The following is a 14,997-nucleotide window of genomic DNA, read 5'->3' on the forward strand; positions in this document are numbered from 1 at the left end:
TAAGAAAGCGTCCTCGTGTACCTCAAGAGGTAACACGGAATCTGCAACGTCAGCCTGAACGATCCGATTCCCCAACCCAAACGGCTCCCACCATCCGGGACGACCCGAACGGGCTCGACTAGAAGCCCGGGGCCACCGGGAACGGCCAGGCGTTGGGGCGGCAGACGAAGCCGTTCGCGTCGATCGGAGTCCCCTGGTCTGCGACCTGGTTGAGGTCGTGCAGCTCGTTGTTGGAGACGCTGAACGTCTGCTGCATCATCACCGGCGCCAGCGCGCCCTGACCGGGGCAGCCGACGTGCTTGTTGCCGAAGACGTGGCCGACCTCATGGTTGATCTGGTACCGGCGGTAGTTGCCGATGTCACCCTGGAAGGCCACCGCCCCGCGCACCCACCGGGCCACGTTGAGGTAGACCATGTCGCCCTTGCGGCACGAGCTGTCGTAGGGCACGCCGTCGGTGTAGTCGCAGGCCTCGCGGGCCGTCTGCTGGCTGACCAGGATCACCCGGAAGTCCGGGCGCGGGCCGCTGTCGTCGACGCGCTGCAGCGAGATGCCGCCGGCCTGCGGGTTGGTCCAGCTGCGCGGGTCCGACAGCGTCGTCTGCACCAGGTTGCCGAACTCGGCGTTCGGGTCGGGGATCTGCACACCGACCTCGACCTCGACGCTGTAGCGGTAGAGCTGGCCGCCGCCCACGACCGGCGAGGTGCCCGGCAGCACCTGGAAGGTGCGGGCCCCGGTCTCGGGGATCGGGCCGCCGGGCGGCAGGTCGGCGGAGAACATGTTCACCGGGAAGGTCTGGCTCGGCGGCGCCTCGCGCACGATCGGCTCGCCCGGCCCCTGCTCGGCGATCGGCGGCGGGCCGGTGAGGGCCGCGTTGACGTCGCCGGGGCGCACGGTCTGCAGCACGGCCAGCGCGGTGATGACCACCAGCAGCGGCAGCGCGTAGACCCGCCAGCCGTAGCGGCCGAGCACGCTCTTGCGGTGCCGGGCGCGGTAGCGGCGCCCGGGGTTCCAGGACGCGGCCAGCGGCTCGCCCCGGGGCGGTTCGCCGCGCCGGCGCGGCCGGTCCGACAGACCACGGGACTCGCTCGCGGAACGTTCCGCCGGATGGCGGTCTTCCTCGGAGTCACGGGGAGGTTGCGGCGGACGCGTCACCCCACTAGCGTGCCACAGCCCGACCAGCCCACTTCGTCACACCGACCACTACGGGTGAGCGAACCGGAGAAGATCACTCGGGTTGCGCAATCCGGCGTTTCACCAGGTGTCGGACAGGGCCAGGCCCAGCACCGCGCGTGCCACCACGGCCGGGCGCTCCATCTGGGCGACGTGGCCGGTCCGCGGGATCACCAGCAGGCGTCCGCGCGGCAGCAGCGTCGCCGTGCGTGGCGCCTTGCGAACCGAAACCACCCGATCGTTGTCCCCCCAGATGACGAGCGCGGGCGTGTCGATCCGGGCCAGCAACCGCCACAGCGAGCGGCCGGGCGCCACCACCCACGACCGCATCAGCTGCACCGTGGTCTGCGCCAGCGCCGCGGCGGCCCACGGCAGGCCCGCCCGCTCGGCGAACTCCGCGGCGGCCTCGTCGAGGCGGTGCGGCGGGATGCGGTCCGGCTCGGCGAAGCACACCCGCAGCAGCTGCTCGGCCCTTTCCCTCGGGGTCACCGCGGCGAGCCTGCGGCGGGTCGGCGGGCCGATGACCGGCAGCAGCGCGAAGAACAACCGCGGATCGGAGATCCGGCTCGGGCTCGGCCGCAGGTCCGGCATCGCCGGGGAGATCAGCGTCAGCGTGCTGACCAGGTCCGGTCGCCGCGCGGCGACCTCGGCGGCCACCGCCCCGCCGAAGGAGTTGCCGGTCAGGTGCACCGCTCCCGAACCCAGCTCGGTCAGCAACCGGATGATCAGGTCGGCGTTCTCCTGCCGGGTGCAGCCGAAGCCCTCGGGCGGCTCCGAGCGGCCGAAGCCGGGCAGGTCGACCGCGACGCTGCGCAGGTGACCGGAGAGCTGGGCGGACAGATCGGTCCAGTTCGTCGACGATCCGGCGAGTCCGTGCAGGTGGACGGCGGTCTCCGCGCCCACCGGGCCTTCGGTCTCGCGGACGTGCAGCGACGCGGCCGCGGAGTCTGCGGTGGCGGGCAGATCGATCCGGCGGCTCTCCGGCGGACGCCGGTGCGGGTCCAGCTCGGGCAGGCCGTCGACCATCGGCACCCTGGTCAGGACGTCCCGGTCGAGCCGGGTGCGCCGGGTGGAGCGCTGCGAGTGGGTCTCCGTGGCACGCGTCGTCATCGCACCAGGATGCCGTCCGAACCGGGCGGATTGCGGTAGGTGGCTTTACTGGCGAGTAGAGTCGGGGAAGTTTGGGGGCTGCATGGCCACCGATCGCGGCGGAAGGAAGAGGCGAGGATGACCGGGACCGCGCAGCCGAGTAAGGGAATCCGGTTGCCCCGCGACGCGCGCCGGGCGCAGCTGCTGGAGGCGGCCCAGCACGTGTTCGTGCACAACGGCTACCACGCGGCGGCGATGGACGACATCGCCGAGCGCGCGGGTGTCAGCAAGCCGGTCCTCTACCAGCACTTCCCCGGCAAGCTGGAGCTCTACCTGGCGCTGCTGGAGACCCACGGCAACGAGCTGGTCCGGCGCGTCCGCACGGCGATAGAGTCGACCTCCGACAACAAGCAGCGGGTCCGCGCGGCCATCGGCGCGTTCTACGAGTTCGTGGCCAGCGAGGACCAGGCGTTCCGGCTGGTGTTCGAGTCCGACCTGCGCGGCGAGCCCGCCGTGGAGAAGGCCGTCGAGAACTCGCTGTCCGGCTGCATCGACGCGATCACCGAAGCCGTCACCGCCGACGCCGGGCTGGACGCCGCCCGAGCCCGCCTGCTCGCGGTCGGCCTCGTCGGCCTGGCCCAGGTCACCGCTCGCGACTGGCTCGACGAGCAGCAGAAGATCCCCCGCGACGAGGCGGTCAGCCTCATCGCCACCCTCGCGTGGAAGGGCCTCGCGGGCTTCCCGCTGCAGAGCTCCTGATCGTCCGAGGAGCCCGGTTCAGAGAAGCCCTGCCAGGCGGGTGGTGATCTCGTCGGTGCGCTCCAGGGGGAGCATGTGGCCCGCGCCCGGGTACAGGTAGTACCGGGCGTCGGGGAGGGCTTCGGCGATGCGCTCGGCGTGGTCCTGCGGGGTGAGCCGGTCGGACCCGCCCGCGAAGATCAGCGTCGGGATGCCGCGCAGCCGCTCCAAGGCGTCCAACCGCTCGTGGACCGCGAGGGATTCCCGGTAGCCGGCCATGTTGACCGGGTGGCACCCGGCGAGCCAGGAGGCCGTGGCGGCGACGTCGTCGGACTTCGGGTCCTTGCCGAACAGCAGCCAGCGCACGCCCGGCCGCAACCAGCCCGACGCCGGGCTGACCTTCCCGCCCTTGGCGCCCGCGAGGTAGCGGCGCAGCAGCCGCTCGCCCGCGTTGAACACGTCCGCGCCGGGCTTGGGCAGGCCGAAGCTCGGCGCCGCCAGGTTCCCCGACGAGGTCGCCACCAGCGCCACGCCGCGCACCCGGTCGAAGATCTCCGGGTGCTGCTCGGCCAGCGCCATGATCGTCATGCCGCCCATCGAGTGCCCGGCCAGCACGATCGGCCCCTCCGGGACCCGCTCGGCGAGGAGTTCGGCGAGGTCGTCGGCGCAGCGGCGGATGGTGGCCTCGCCAGCCACCGCGGGTGCGCTGCCGCCGTGACCGCGCAGGTCGAACCGCAGCGTGCGCACGTTGCGCCCGGCCGCGGCGGGCAGACCGGCGGCGACGCGGTCCCAGGTGTGCTTGCTCAGCGTCCAGCCATGCACGAAGACCGCGGTGACCGGCGCGTCGGCCGGACCCTCGTCGATCAGCCGCAGGCGGGCTCCGTCGCTGGTGGTGAACTCGGCGGCAGCAACCGTCTGCACTTCCACTCCCCGAAAGTTTGCGTGTTACCGTCGGTAACAGTAATCTCGGGTAGCGTGAGTCAGAACGCCCGGCATGTCAAGGCTGTCCGCAACGACGAGCACAAGGGCGACGCCCGCAAGGAGCGGTGGCGCGAGCACCGGCTGGCCCGCCGCGCCGAGCTCGTCCAGGCCGCCGTCCGCGCCATCGGCGAGCACGGCGCCGACGTCGGCATGGACGACATCGCCACCGAGGCCGGCGTCAGCAAACCCGTGCTCTACCGGCACTTCAGCGACAAGAGCGACCTCTACGTCGCCGTCGGCGAGTGGGGCACCGACCTGCTGATGCAGCGGCTCAAACCGCTGTTCCGGATCAACGGCTCCGCCAACGAGCTCATCCACCGGCTGCTCGACGCCTACCTCGGCCTGATCGAGGAGTACCCCGACCTCTACCGGTTCGTCGTGCAGCGCAACTTCACCGACCGCCCCGTGGCCAGCGACCCGGTATCCGACGAGAAGACCGTCATCGCCAACTCGCTGGCCCGGCTGCTCGGCCGCTACATGCGCGCGCTGGGACTGGACTCCGGCGGCGTCGAGGTGTGGAGCCACGGCCTGGTCGGGCTCGTGCAGGCCAGCGGCGACTGGTGGCTGGACCGGCAGACCATGAGCCGCGAGGACCTCACCAACTACCTGGCTCAGGTCATCTGGTCCGGCATCGACGGCGTGCTGCGCTCGGCCGGTCTGGTGCTGGACCCGGACGAGAACCTCGACCTGCTGGACGAGACCTACCTGGAGATCGTCCCCGACGAGGACCGGGAACTGGGCTGACACGCGTCGAGGGGCACCCCGGGATCTCCCGGAATGCCCCTCGACCAGCACGAATCAGGTGTCAGCCGACCCCGAAGCCCACGCGCGGCACGTCCGCCGGTCCGATCTCGATGTAGGCGATCTTGGTGGACGGGATGATGATGCGCCGCCCCTTGCTGTCGTCCAGCGCCAGCACGCTCGCGTCGTTCTTCAGCGCGTCCGAGACCAGCGACTCGATCTCCTGCGGGGACTGTCCGCTGTCAACCGTCAGCTCGCGCGGACTGTCCACGACGCCGATCTTGACCTCCACGCCGAACCTCCGTAGGGCACTAGAAACGATGTGACGGGCCAAGGCTATCCCAGCCCCACCGCAGCCCACCGGATCTGCCCATTCGCTCAGAGCGAATCGTCAGCCCAGGCCGAGGTTGCCCATGCGCTTGGTGTGGTTGTTCTGCAGCCGCCGGAACATCGCCCCGACGCCCGTGAGGTCGCCCGAGCCCTTGATGATCAGCTCCGCGAGCGCGTCCCGCTCCACCACGACGTGCTGGGCCTGGGTGATCGCCTCGCCGAGCAGGCGACGTCCCCACAGCGTCAGCTTGTCGCGCAGCGAGCGGTCGTCTGCGCAGGCCGCCTGCACCTCGCGCTCGGCGAAGGCCGAGTGGCCGGTGTCGGCCAGCACCGTCAGCACCAGCTCGCGCGTGTCGGCGTCGAGCCACTCGGCGACCTCGCGGTAGAAGTCGGCCGCCAGACCGTCACCCACGTAGGCCTTGACCAGCGACTCCAGCCACGAGTGCGGGGCGGTCGAGGAGTTGAACGCGTCGAAGGGCTGGGCGAAGGGCTGCATGGCCTCCTCGACCGCGACCCCGCGGTCGGCCAGCGCCTGCTGCAGCATCCGGTAGTGGCCGATCTCCGCGGCCGCCATGCTCGACAGCGCGGCGCGGCCGGTCAGCGTCGGCGCGGTGCGCGCGTCCTCGGCCAACCGGTCGAAGGCGGACAGTTCGCCGTAGGCCAGCGCCGCGAGCAGATCCACGACGCCTTCTTGGTAACGCTCGTCACTCTCACCCGGTGTGGTGGCCCGCTGGTCAGCCTCGTTCATGGCTGCGAGCGTAACCGTCGGCACGCCCGAGTTATACGCGCCACGTCAGTTTCGCGTTCAGAACAGGTATCCTCGGCCCCGGAGGAGCAATCGGCGTCCTGACGACGCGGTGCAACCACCGCGGGGTCGGCTCCCCGAAACGTCACGGTCCGGGCGACGGGCGCCCGAGCGGGACGGCCCCGGGACATGTCGGCGCGACGCGGCTCGAGCGAACGGCTCGACGGCCCTGGCGCGCATGCGACGCCGATGAGACAACGAACCAGCCAGCGGGGTACTCGCCGCTGTAGCGAAACGAAGGCGCGCACCATTACGTCGGTGACCACGAGCACTCCGAGCGGCCGCGACCACGCGGCCACCGTGTGCCGGGAGGACGTCGCCACGGGATCGGCCCGAACCGGGACGCATGCGCGCAGGCACCGAGAGAGGCGATCATTCTGACGTTCACCAACAGCCAGGCCCCCGGCGGCCTCGAAGATCAGACCGGGGGCGGCACCCCCGACCTCGACAACACCCCAGCACCCGAGACCCCAGCACCCGAGACGGCCGATGCCGAGGAGCGCCTGCTCCCGACGTTCGCCGAGCTCGACGTCCACCCGGACATCGTCAAGGCCCTCGATGAGAGCGGTATCGAGCGGACCTTCGCCATCCAGGAGCTGACGCTCCCGCTGGCCATGCGCGGCGAGGACCTCATCGGTCAGGCCCGCACCGGCACCGGCAAGACCCTCGGATTCGGCGTCCCGCTGCTGCACCGCATCGGCGGTGCCGGCGACGGCACCCCGCAGGCCCTGATCGTCGTCCCGACCCGCGAGCTGTGCCTGCAGGTCACCCGCGACCTCACCGAAGCGGGCAAGCACCTCGGCGTGCGCACCCTGGCCGTCTACGGCGGGCGCCCCTACGAGGAGCAGATCTCCGCGCTGCGCAACGGCGTCGACGTGGTCATCGGCACCCCGGGCCGCCTGCTGGACCTGGCCGAGCAGCGCCACCTGGTGCTGGGCAAGGTCTCCGCGCTGGTGCTCGACGAGGCCGACGAGATGCTCGACCTGGGCTTCCTGCCCGACATCGAGCGCATCCTGCGGATGGTTCCCGAGCAGCGGCAGACCATGCTGTTCTCGGCCACCATGCCCGGCCCGATCCTGACGCTGGCCCGCACCTTCATGACCCAGCCGACGCACATCCGCGCCGAGCAGGCCGACGAGGGCGCGGTGCACGAGCGCACCCGGCAGTTCATCTACCGGGCGCACTCGATGGACAAGCCCGAGCTGATCGCCAAGGCCCTGCAGGCCGACGGCCGCGGCCTGGCGATGATCTTCAGCCGCACCAAGCGGCAGGCGCAGAAGCTGGCCGACGAGCTCACCGAGCGCGGCTTCGCCGCCGGGGCCGTGCACGGCGACCTGGGCCAGGGCGCCCGGGAGAAGGCGCTGCGCGCGTTCCGCTCCGGCAAGGTCGACATCCTCGTCGCCACCGACGTCGCCGCGCGCGGCATCGACGTCGCCGGCGTGACGCACGTGATCAACCTGCAGTGCCCGGACGACGAGAAGACCTACGTGCACCGCATCGGCCGCACCGGCCGCGCGGGTCGCGAAGGCGTGGCGATCACGCTGGTCGACTGGGACGAGGAACCGCGCTGGAAGATGATCAGCGACACCCTCGGCCTGGGCAAGCCGGAGCCGGTGGAGACCTACTCCACCTCCGCGCACCTGTTCACCGACCTGGACATCCCGACCGACGTCACCGGGCGGCTGCCGCTGGCCAAGCGCACCCGCGCCGGGCTCGACGCCGAGCCGGAGGGCGACTCGGGCGAGGCCAAGCGCCCGCGCCGCAACCGCCGCCGCACCCGCGGCGGCAAGTCCGAGGGCGGTGCCGAGAGCAGCACCGGTCCGCGGCAGGACTCCGACGCCGAGACCCGTCCCGCGCGTCGCCGCAGCCGCCGCCGCACCCGCGGTGGAGGCGAGGCCAACGCCGAGGTCGGCGCCCAGCAGTCGGAGTCCCCGGCCGCCGACTCCTCCTCGGCCGACGCGGGTGACCGCCCGCGCCGCCGTCGTCGCCGCCGTCGCGGCGGTGGCGAAGGATCGTCGGAGTCGTCGGACAACGCCTGATCAGCGCACACCTGGAGATCTCGACCTCCCCGGCGGGGGTCGAGATTTCTGCGTGTAGGGCCTGTTCAGCGCGCGGGTAAGCTTCCGCCAAGACGCCTGAGCGATGGGGAGTTGGTTGTGGTCCGGCCTGAGCGGCGCACTCGGGGTGACATCGCCGCGGTCGTGGTGATCGTGGTGGCCGTGCTCGTCGGCGCCGGCGTGCTGTGGCTGCACAGCGACGCGCGCGCGACGATCTCGGAGACCTCCCCCGAACCGCTGCCCGCGCCCCCGAAGCCGGCGACCGTCCCGGCCGCCCTGCACGAGATCTGGCGCGCGCCGAGCACCGCCACCCCGGTGCCGGTGATCGCACCGCCCGCGGTCGTCACCGGCACCGGCAACGAGGTTCTGGGGCACGACCCGCTGACCGGCCGGGTCGCCTGGCGCTACGCGCGCGACATCCCGCTGTGCACCATCGGCACCGAGTGGGACCGGGCCGTCGCCGTCTTCCGCAAGTCGCACAACTGCAGCGAGGTCACCTCGCTGCGCGGGCCGACCGGGGAGCGCGGGCCGCAGCGCAACACCGACGCCGAGTTCGGCACCCGGCTGCTCGGCGACGGCACCTACCTGACCGCCACCGGCACCCGCTCCTTCGAGTCCTGGCGCTCGGACCTGGTGCGCACCCAGCAGTTCGGCATCCCGCCGCAGCTGAAGAACCCGGACAACAACATCGAGCGCCCGAACTGCGCCTACACCTCGATCGCCGTCGGCCACGACCGGGCGAGCGCGGTCGAGAACTGCCCCGGCGAGACCGGGCGGATCACCACGATCAAGACCCACCCCGAGGACGACGAGAAGCCCGAGGAGGTCTTCAGCGTCGCCCTCGGCAGCCGCGACGCCTCGGTGGTGGCGGTGACCGATCAGCGCACCGCCGTCGTCATGCGCGACACCTCGCAGCTGCTGCTGTTCGACGACGCGGGCCGCACGGTCTCCAGCTACCCGGTGCGCCTCGGCCCGCTCACCGGTCGCGACAACGTGCGGGTGGAGAGCACCGCGATCGGCAGCCGCGTCTACTGGCACACCGGCGCGGACACGATCGCGCTGGACCCGGTGACCCTCGCGCCGCTGTGGACCAGCCCGGACACGCTCGGCGCGGGCACGTCGCTGGCCGACCGGCTGGTGATCCCGGTGAGCGGCGGGATGGCGGTGCTCGACCCGGCGACCGGTGTCCGCGAGCGCGTCATCCCCGTCGACCGCGGCGGCTACAGCGGTCCGGTGCGGCTCAACTCCGTCGGCCCCGTCGTCCTGGAGCAGCGCGGCGACACCCTGGTCGCCCTGCGCTGATCGCTGCGGTGCTCCGCGGAGATCAGGGGTTGCGGAGGGGACGGTCCTCCCCCGAACCACCCGTTCTCACCGGAACGGTCACCACCACCAGAACCAGAGCGAGCCGAGCACCACGATCAGCACCCCGGCCACGGCGAGACCGCCGTTGCGATCGCGGTGGCGGTCGGCGTAGGTCTGCAGCGCGACGGCCACCAGAGCCGCGACGACCTGCGAGACCACCGCGCCGACGCCCGGCCCCTGCTGCCCGTGCCCGGTGGCCCAGAACTGGACCCCGATCAGGACCAGCGACAGCACCAGCGAACCCATCGCCAGCGCGCCGGTGAAGCTGCGCAGCGTCGTCCCGGCGGAGCTCACCCGGTGCGGCCGGGCCAGCTCGTGACGCGCGTGGGGCGGCCGCGGGCGCTGGGCCCGCGGGGCCGTGCGGCGCGGCCGGGGCGGCTGCATGCGGCGCGCACCGTCGTCCGGCGGCATGTGCCGCGTGCGCGGCGGCGGGGTGCGGCGTTGCGGGGCTGGTGCGTGCATCGGCCCGTCCTCCGGTCGAAAGCTCATCCGTCCCCCAGCAGCGCCCAGGGTCGCAGATCCGGCGCGGCCCGCTGTCCCTCGGTGCAGTGTGCCCGGAAATCGCACCAGGAGCAGTGCGATCCGGTGCTGACCGGAAACGCGGTCTCGGCAACGTCGTTCGAGTTCGCCGAGTCCAGCGCGTCGGTCGCGTCCTGGATCTCACCCGCCAGCCGTTCGGCCCGCTCCCGGAGCCCGTCGAGGGACTCGGCGGTGTGATCCCAGGCCGAGACCGTACCGGTGGGCAGGTGGTGCAGCTCCACCCGGTTGCACCGCCGCCGCAGGGTTTTCCGCACCGCCATCGCGTACAGGCCCAGGGCCAGCGAGTTCTTGGCGTCGTCGACCCGCAGCCCGTGCCTGCCGGTTTGTGTCGACGACCACCACCAGCTCGCCGTCGCGCTCGTCGACGCGGTCCACCCGGGCCTCGGCGATGATCTCGCCGACCGGCGCGGACACCCAGCGCTCGACGGCGACCGGGGTGAAGTCGGCGGGCAGCGCCGCCACGTAGTCGTGGACCCAGCGCTGCGCGCGGCGGCGGTGCTCGGCCGCCTGCTCGGAATCGGCGAACCCGTCGGACTTCCAGCACCGGTGCACCAGCAGCTCGGCGCGCTGCGGGGTCCGCTTCTGCGGCGGCAGCTCGAAGTAGGCCTTCAGCGCGTTGTGCACGACCGCGCCGAGCGTGGCGTTCGCCCAGGCCCCACCGCGCTTCGGCGCGGGTCTGTCGAGGTAGGCCATCCGGTAGCGGCGCGGGCACCCCGCCCACGTCGACAAGCGGGCCGGGGTGACCCGCACGAGCTTGTCGGGGATGCCTTCCAGACCGAGCTGCTGCTGCACGCCGACCACACTACGCAGAACGGCCGAGGCGCGGTTCAGCTGATCACCTTGCTCCCGGTGCAGCGCGCGATGATCCGCTCCAGCGAGTCCGGGTCGGTGGTCTCCTGGCCGATCCTGATGGTCTTGTTGGTGCCGTGGTAGTCGCTGCTGCCGGTCGGGATCAGGTCCAGCTCGGCGGCGAGCTCGCGCAGCTTCGCCCGGGTCGGCTCGTCGTGATCGGGGTGGTCGATCTCGACCCCGGCCAGCCCGTGATCGGCCAGCTCGGCGATCACCTCGGCGTTGACGACTGGTCCCCGCTTGTAGGCGAAGGGATGCGCCAGCACGGTCGCCCCACCGGCCTCGGCGATCATCGTGATCGCCCGGTGCACGGGGGTGTCGGTGCGCGGCAGGTAGTAGCTGCCGCCGCTGCTGAGGTACTTCGCGAAGGCCTCGTCGACGCTGGCGACCGTGCCGGCCGCGACCAGCGCGCGTGCCAGGTGCGGGCGTCCTCCCGGCGAGTCCGGCGGCAGTCCCGCCATGATCGCGTCGGGGTCGATCGGGAAGCCGTCGTCGGCCATCCGCCGGGCCATCTGGTGCAGCCGCTCGCGGCGTTCGGCGCGCAGCCGCGACTGCTCGCGGACCAGGGCGGGCGAGGCGGGGTTGAACAGGTACGCCAGCAGGTGGACGGTGACCCTGCCGCCGTTGCCGTCGGGGCTGGAGCAGGACAGCTCCGCACCCGGGACCAGCCGGAACGTTCCGGGACGACCGAGTTCGCGCACCGCGCGCTCGGCCTCCGCCCAACCGGCGGTCGTGTCGTGGTCGGTGATCGCGATCGCGTCCAGCCCGGCCGCGACCGCGGTCGCCACCAGCTCGGACGGCGTGTCGGTCCCGTCGGACTCGGTGGAATGCGCGTGCAGGTCGATGAGCACACCTCAGTGTGACCCATGACCGGCGTCGAGGAACCCTCGAGCCGGTGATCCCGGACACGCCGGGACCACCGGTCCCCGAGGACTACAGCTTGGCCGTCTTCCGCTTGCCCACCGCGGCTCGGCGAGCCTTGAGCATCGAGAAGCGGTCTTGCTGCTGGCCCTTCTTGTCGCCGAAGACCAGGCCGGAGATCGCGTCCTCCACCTCGGTGGGGTTCGGGACGTACTCGATCCGGTTGAGCGCCTGGATCTGACCCGCCGATTCGACGATCAGCGTGCCGTAACCCATCATGCGCCCCATCAGCGAGCGGTGGAAGGTCAGGTCCGTGACCTTGGTGACCGGCATCATCGCCACGTTGGTGGTGAAGATCCCGGTCGTGATCAGGAACCGCTTGTCGGTCACGACGATGCGCTCCACGTACCAGTCGAGGACCTGGTAGGTGAAGCGGATCAGCACGACCAACCCGGCGTACCAGAGGATGTTCTGGAACAACCAGGAGCTGCCGGCGGGCAGCAGGTACGACACCAGGACGAGCCCGACGAGAAGTCCCGCCGCCTCGAACAGGTCCCACACCAGGGCTGCCCAGTGACGCCGAACCCGGATCACCCGGCGTTCGGAGTCCAGCAGGTACTCGTCGGGATCCCTAGGAGCGAACATGGCACCCGCCTCCCGATTCTCGCTTTAAGCCTGGAAGAGGTTCTGCATGAAGGTGATGACGGCTTCTGCAGCACCACGAAGACTGGCCAGGATGCCGTTCACGACATTGCTGGCTTGGTCCGGCGCGGAAAACAAGAAGAACAGGAGGAAAGCAACCACTGCCCAGGTGAGGATTTTCTTCATGTTCACTGTGACGCACCCCGTCCGAAAAAGCCCTTGAGTAGCACAGGCGCCTGCTGATCCGTTGTACCGCACTCCGCCCCTTAACGGCAGCTTTGTACCGCACTTGGGTCAGTCGTTTCCGGGCAGGCCCGGACCAACTACCCTCCGTGTTGATGATCGTATCTGAGAATCCCGTGATCCGCTGCGTCGGAGCTCTCATTTTTGACCCCCGAGGTCGGTTGTGCCTGGTCAAACGGGCTAATGAGCCGGGCAGGGGCAAGTGGTCGATCCCCGGGGGCCGGGTGGAGCAGGGAGAAACCGATCATTCGGCGGTACGGCGCGAGGTTTTCGAGGAAATCGGCCTCGTCGTCACGGTCGGTGATCTTGTGGGCCGGGTCGAGCGCCCCGCACCCCGGGGAACCTTCGAGATCCTCGACTACTCCTGCTGGAGCAATGAATGGGAACTTTCCCCTGGTGACGACGCCGCGGACGCAATGTGGGCGGACGGTGCGACTTTCGCCACACTCGATCGAAATGGAGCGCTGACGGCCGGATTGGCCGACGCTCTGCGCGCTTGGGATTGTTTACCCCGCAACGAGTGAGCGCGAATGCCGGCGGGTTACGCGTAGCCGACCGTGATCGTGACGATCGGTGGAACAACCCCCGAGCGGAGCCTTTTCGCGGATGCCCGAATTAGTCGACTGGTCCGCTTTCGCGGGTTGAGATCGCTGCCACCTGTGACGTGGGCACGACGCGGTTGTCACCGGCCCACCCGGACGGAGTATCGTTGCCGGTTGGCTGATGCAGCTCCCACCCCGTGCGGTGGATGACCTCCGGGAGGTGAGGGATCGTGAGCAGTAGTACCGACAGCGCGCTTCCGTGCAGTACCAACCGCATCCCCGCCGTGAAGGCCTGCCGCTGATCCAGCGCGGTTCTTCTCCCCGGGCCGGGATGCGACCCCGCAAGCGAGAGTGATCTCCGCCCGAGGAGCACCGCTGCGGCGCGCGAGTCCGGACCGCCGTCCGGATGACCGTCGTCCGGACCACCGGTCCCCCGCCGCGCACGTCCCCGGGCCCCGGAACCCCTGGAGGCCGTCGTGCCGAACCTGCCCTCGCTCGGCCTGCGCAACCGCAACGGTCGCGCCGCCCAGCCCGCATCCCGCAAGCCCGCGCCGGTGTCCGCCTACGTGGTGGACTGCGCCGTCTACGTCGACGGCCACCGGCTGGAGGGCACCTGGAACCACGCCGACGCGATCGAGGAGGTCCGCAGGCGCGGGACCGGTTTCGTCTGGATCGGGCTGCACGAACCGACCGAGGAGCAGATCAACGGCATCGCCGAGACCTTCGGCCTGCACGAGCTCGCGGTCGAGGACGCGGTGCACGCGCACCAGCGGCCCAAGCTGGAGCGCTACGACAACACCCTGTTCATGGTGCTCAAGACGGTCCGCTACACCGACACCGAGACCCGCACGGCGACCAGCGAGATCGTCGACACCGGCGAGCTGATGGTCTTCCTCGGCCGGGACTTCGTGATCACCGTCCGGCACGGCAAGCACGCCGAGCTGGGCGACCTGCGCTGCCGGCTGGAGGAGGACCCGGAGCAGCTGGCGCTGGGCCCGTCCGCGGTGCTGCACGGGGTCGCCGACACCGTCGTCGACAACTACCTCGACGTCACCGAGGCCATCCAGGACGACATCGACGAGATCGAGGCCGAGGTCTTCGAACCCCGCACCAAGATCGACGCCGAGCAGATCTACCTGATGAAGCGCGAGGTGATGGAGCTGCGGCGGGCGGTGCAGCCGCTGTCCAAGCCGATGCAGCGGCTCGCCGAGGGCTACACGCCGATGATCGCCGAGGAGGTCCGCTCCTACTTCCGCAACGTCGAGGACCACCTGGCGCGGGTCTCGGAGATGGTCGGCTCCTTCGACGAGTTGCTGACCACGCTGGTCGACGCCACCCTGGCCAAGATCACGCTCCAGCAGAACACCGACATGCGCAAGATATCGGCCTGGGTCGCGATCATCTCGACGCCGACGATGATCGCCGGGATCTACGGCATGAACTTCGACTTCATGCCCGAAACCGGTTGGAAGTTCGGCTATCCGATGGTGATGGTCGTGATGCTCATCGCCTGCATCGTGCTGTTCAAGATCTTCCGGAAGAACAAGTGGCTGTAACGATTCCGGCCGCTCGGACGATGTTCCAGTTGACAGTGAGGAGGACCGACATGCAAGCGCTCACCATCGGCGCACCGATGCGGCAGCGGCTCCTCAACTCGCGGCGTTCCCCGGTCTCGCGCCGGCAGACCGCCGAGAAGTTGTTCCGGCACTCCGCTTGGGTGCAGCGAAAACCCGGCGCGATGTGGGACGTGGTCCCCGCGCCGAGCGCCTTCGCGCGCTGACGGCACCTGCCCGGGTAGACCGCGGGCCCGCATCGTGAAAACGGATCTGCAGCAACCAGAATCTCGTTTTCCCGTTGGGAGGCACCGCCATGACTCGCCTGCTCTCCAGCAAGCTCACCTTCCTCGTCGCCCTGCTCGCGGGCTGGATCGCGATGGAGTTCGTGCTCATCGCCAACCAGCTGTAGAGGGCCGCGTGGGCGAAGCGCAGCAGTTTCAACCGAAACCTGGTGTTCGTCGTGGGGTGGGGGAAGTTTTCATGAAAACTT

At 70.5% G+C, this 14,997-nt stretch carries 16 protein-coding genes and 1 pseudogene; 7 read left to right on the top strand and 10 right to left on the bottom strand.

Translation table 11 applies throughout. The features are described from left to right. Positions 1-118 precede the first annotated feature (118 nt). Positions 119-1,153: a DUF3152 domain-containing protein gene (locus tag REH65_RS13010; protein WP_406692621.1), complete on the bottom strand. Its 1,035-nt coding sequence runs from the start codon at positions 1,151-1,153 to the stop codon at positions 119-121. Between the two features lie 99 nt (positions 1,154-1,252). Continuing rightward, positions 1,253-2,281, bottom strand: a complete 1,029-nt coding sequence (locus REH65_RS13015) for an alpha/beta fold hydrolase (RefSeq protein WP_406692622.1) — start codon at positions 2,279-2,281, stop codon at positions 1,253-1,255. Positions 2,282-2,398: 117 nt separating this feature from the next. Here REH65_RS13015 and REH65_RS13020 point away from each other — a divergent pair, with 117 nt between their 5' ends. Next, entirely contained in the window at positions 2,399-3,019 is a 621-nt protein-coding gene (locus REH65_RS13020) for a TetR/AcrR family transcriptional regulator (protein ID WP_281456380.1), read from the top strand. An 18-nt stretch (positions 3,020-3,037) separates the two neighbouring features. On the opposite strand, the gene REH65_RS13025 is transcribed toward REH65_RS13020, so the two are convergent. After that, positions 3,038-3,919: an alpha/beta fold hydrolase gene (locus REH65_RS13025; RefSeq protein WP_281456381.1), complete on the bottom strand. Its 882-nt coding sequence runs from the start codon at positions 3,917-3,919 to the stop codon at positions 3,038-3,040. A gap of 54 nt (positions 3,920-3,973) precedes the next feature. Here REH65_RS13025 and REH65_RS13030 point away from each other — a divergent pair, with 54 nt between their 5' ends. Beyond that, positions 3,974-4,723, top strand: a complete 750-nt coding sequence (locus REH65_RS13030) for a TetR/AcrR family transcriptional regulator (protein WP_406692623.1) — start codon at positions 3,974-3,976, stop codon at positions 4,721-4,723. Between the two features lie 61 nt (positions 4,724-4,784). Here the strand turns inward: REH65_RS13030 and REH65_RS13035 are convergent, their stop codons facing one another. Together REH65_RS13035 and REH65_RS13040 are read right to left on the bottom strand one after the other, a co-directional pair. Beyond that, positions 4,785-5,012, bottom strand: a complete 228-nt coding sequence (locus tag REH65_RS13035; protein WP_093415023.1) for a DUF3107 domain-containing protein — start codon at positions 5,010-5,012, stop codon at positions 4,785-4,787. 99 nt (positions 5,013-5,111) lie between these two features. After that, positions 5,112-5,798: a ferritin-like fold-containing protein gene (locus REH65_RS13040; RefSeq protein WP_281456383.1), complete on the bottom strand. Its 687-nt coding sequence runs from the start codon at positions 5,796-5,798 to the stop codon at positions 5,112-5,114. 560 nt (positions 5,799-6,358) lie between these two features. On the opposite strand from REH65_RS13040, the gene REH65_RS13045 reads away from it, so the two are divergent. Beyond that, on the top strand, positions 6,359-7,894 hold the full coding sequence (locus REH65_RS13045) for a DEAD/DEAH box helicase (RefSeq protein ID WP_406693154.1): 1,536 nt from the start codon (positions 6,359-6,361) through the stop codon (positions 7,892-7,894). A gap of 117 nt (positions 7,895-8,011) precedes the next feature. After that, on the top strand, positions 8,012-9,214 hold the full coding sequence (locus REH65_RS13050) for a hypothetical protein (protein WP_406692624.1): 1,203 nt from the start codon (positions 8,012-8,014) through the stop codon (positions 9,212-9,214). Between the two features lie 78 nt (positions 9,215-9,292). Here REH65_RS13050 and REH65_RS13055 read toward each other — a convergent pair whose 3' ends face one another. From REH65_RS13055 to REH65_RS13075, 5 genes and pseudogenes are all read right to left on the bottom strand, one after another. After that, the gene (locus REH65_RS13055; RefSeq protein ID WP_406692625.1) at positions 9,293-9,736 is read right to left on the bottom strand and encodes a hypothetical protein; all 444 of its coding nucleotides are present in this window, start codon (positions 9,734-9,736) and stop codon (positions 9,293-9,295) included. Between the two features lie 23 nt (positions 9,737-9,759). Then, positions 9,760-10,606, bottom strand: a pseudogene (locus tag REH65_RS13060) (RecB family exonuclease). 35 nt (positions 10,607-10,641) lie between these two features. Next, positions 10,642-11,514, bottom strand: a complete 873-nt coding sequence (locus tag REH65_RS13065) for a PHP domain-containing protein (protein ID WP_281456387.1) — start codon at positions 11,512-11,514, stop codon at positions 10,642-10,644. A gap of 82 nt (positions 11,515-11,596) precedes the next feature. Then, the gene (locus tag REH65_RS13070; protein ID WP_093415030.1) at positions 11,597-12,169 is read right to left on the bottom strand and encodes a PH domain-containing protein; all 573 of its coding nucleotides are present in this window, start codon (positions 12,167-12,169) and stop codon (positions 11,597-11,599) included. A 24-nt stretch (positions 12,170-12,193) separates the two neighbouring features. Next, positions 12,194-12,358: a hypothetical protein gene (locus REH65_RS13075; protein ID WP_175547979.1), complete on the bottom strand. Its 165-nt coding sequence runs from the start codon at positions 12,356-12,358 to the stop codon at positions 12,194-12,196. Between the two features lie 146 nt (positions 12,359-12,504). Between REH65_RS13075 and REH65_RS13080 the strand changes: the two genes are divergently transcribed. From REH65_RS13080 to REH65_RS13090, 3 genes are all read left to right on the top strand, one after another. Beyond that, positions 12,505-12,933, top strand: coding sequence for an NUDIX hydrolase (locus REH65_RS13080; RefSeq protein WP_406692626.1), 429 nt, complete (start codon positions 12,505-12,507; stop codon positions 12,931-12,933). Between the two features lie 494 nt (positions 12,934-13,427). Beyond that, positions 13,428-14,507, top strand: a complete 1,080-nt coding sequence (gene corA / locus REH65_RS13085) for a magnesium/cobalt transporter CorA (RefSeq protein WP_406692627.1) — start codon at positions 13,428-13,430, stop codon at positions 14,505-14,507. A 50-nt stretch (positions 14,508-14,557) separates the two neighbouring features. Further along, positions 14,558-14,731 carry a hypothetical protein gene (locus REH65_RS13090; RefSeq protein WP_281456390.1) on the top strand — a complete coding sequence of 58 codons (174 nt, stop codon included), beginning with the start codon at positions 14,558-14,560 and terminating at the stop codon, positions 14,729-14,731. Positions 14,732-14,997: the final 266 nt, after the last annotated feature.

It is taken from the genome of Saccharopolyspora sp. ID03-671 (assembly GCF_045278815.1).
Lineage (GTDB): Bacteria > Actinomycetota > Actinomycetes > Mycobacteriales > Pseudonocardiaceae > Saccharopolyspora > Saccharopolyspora ipomoeae.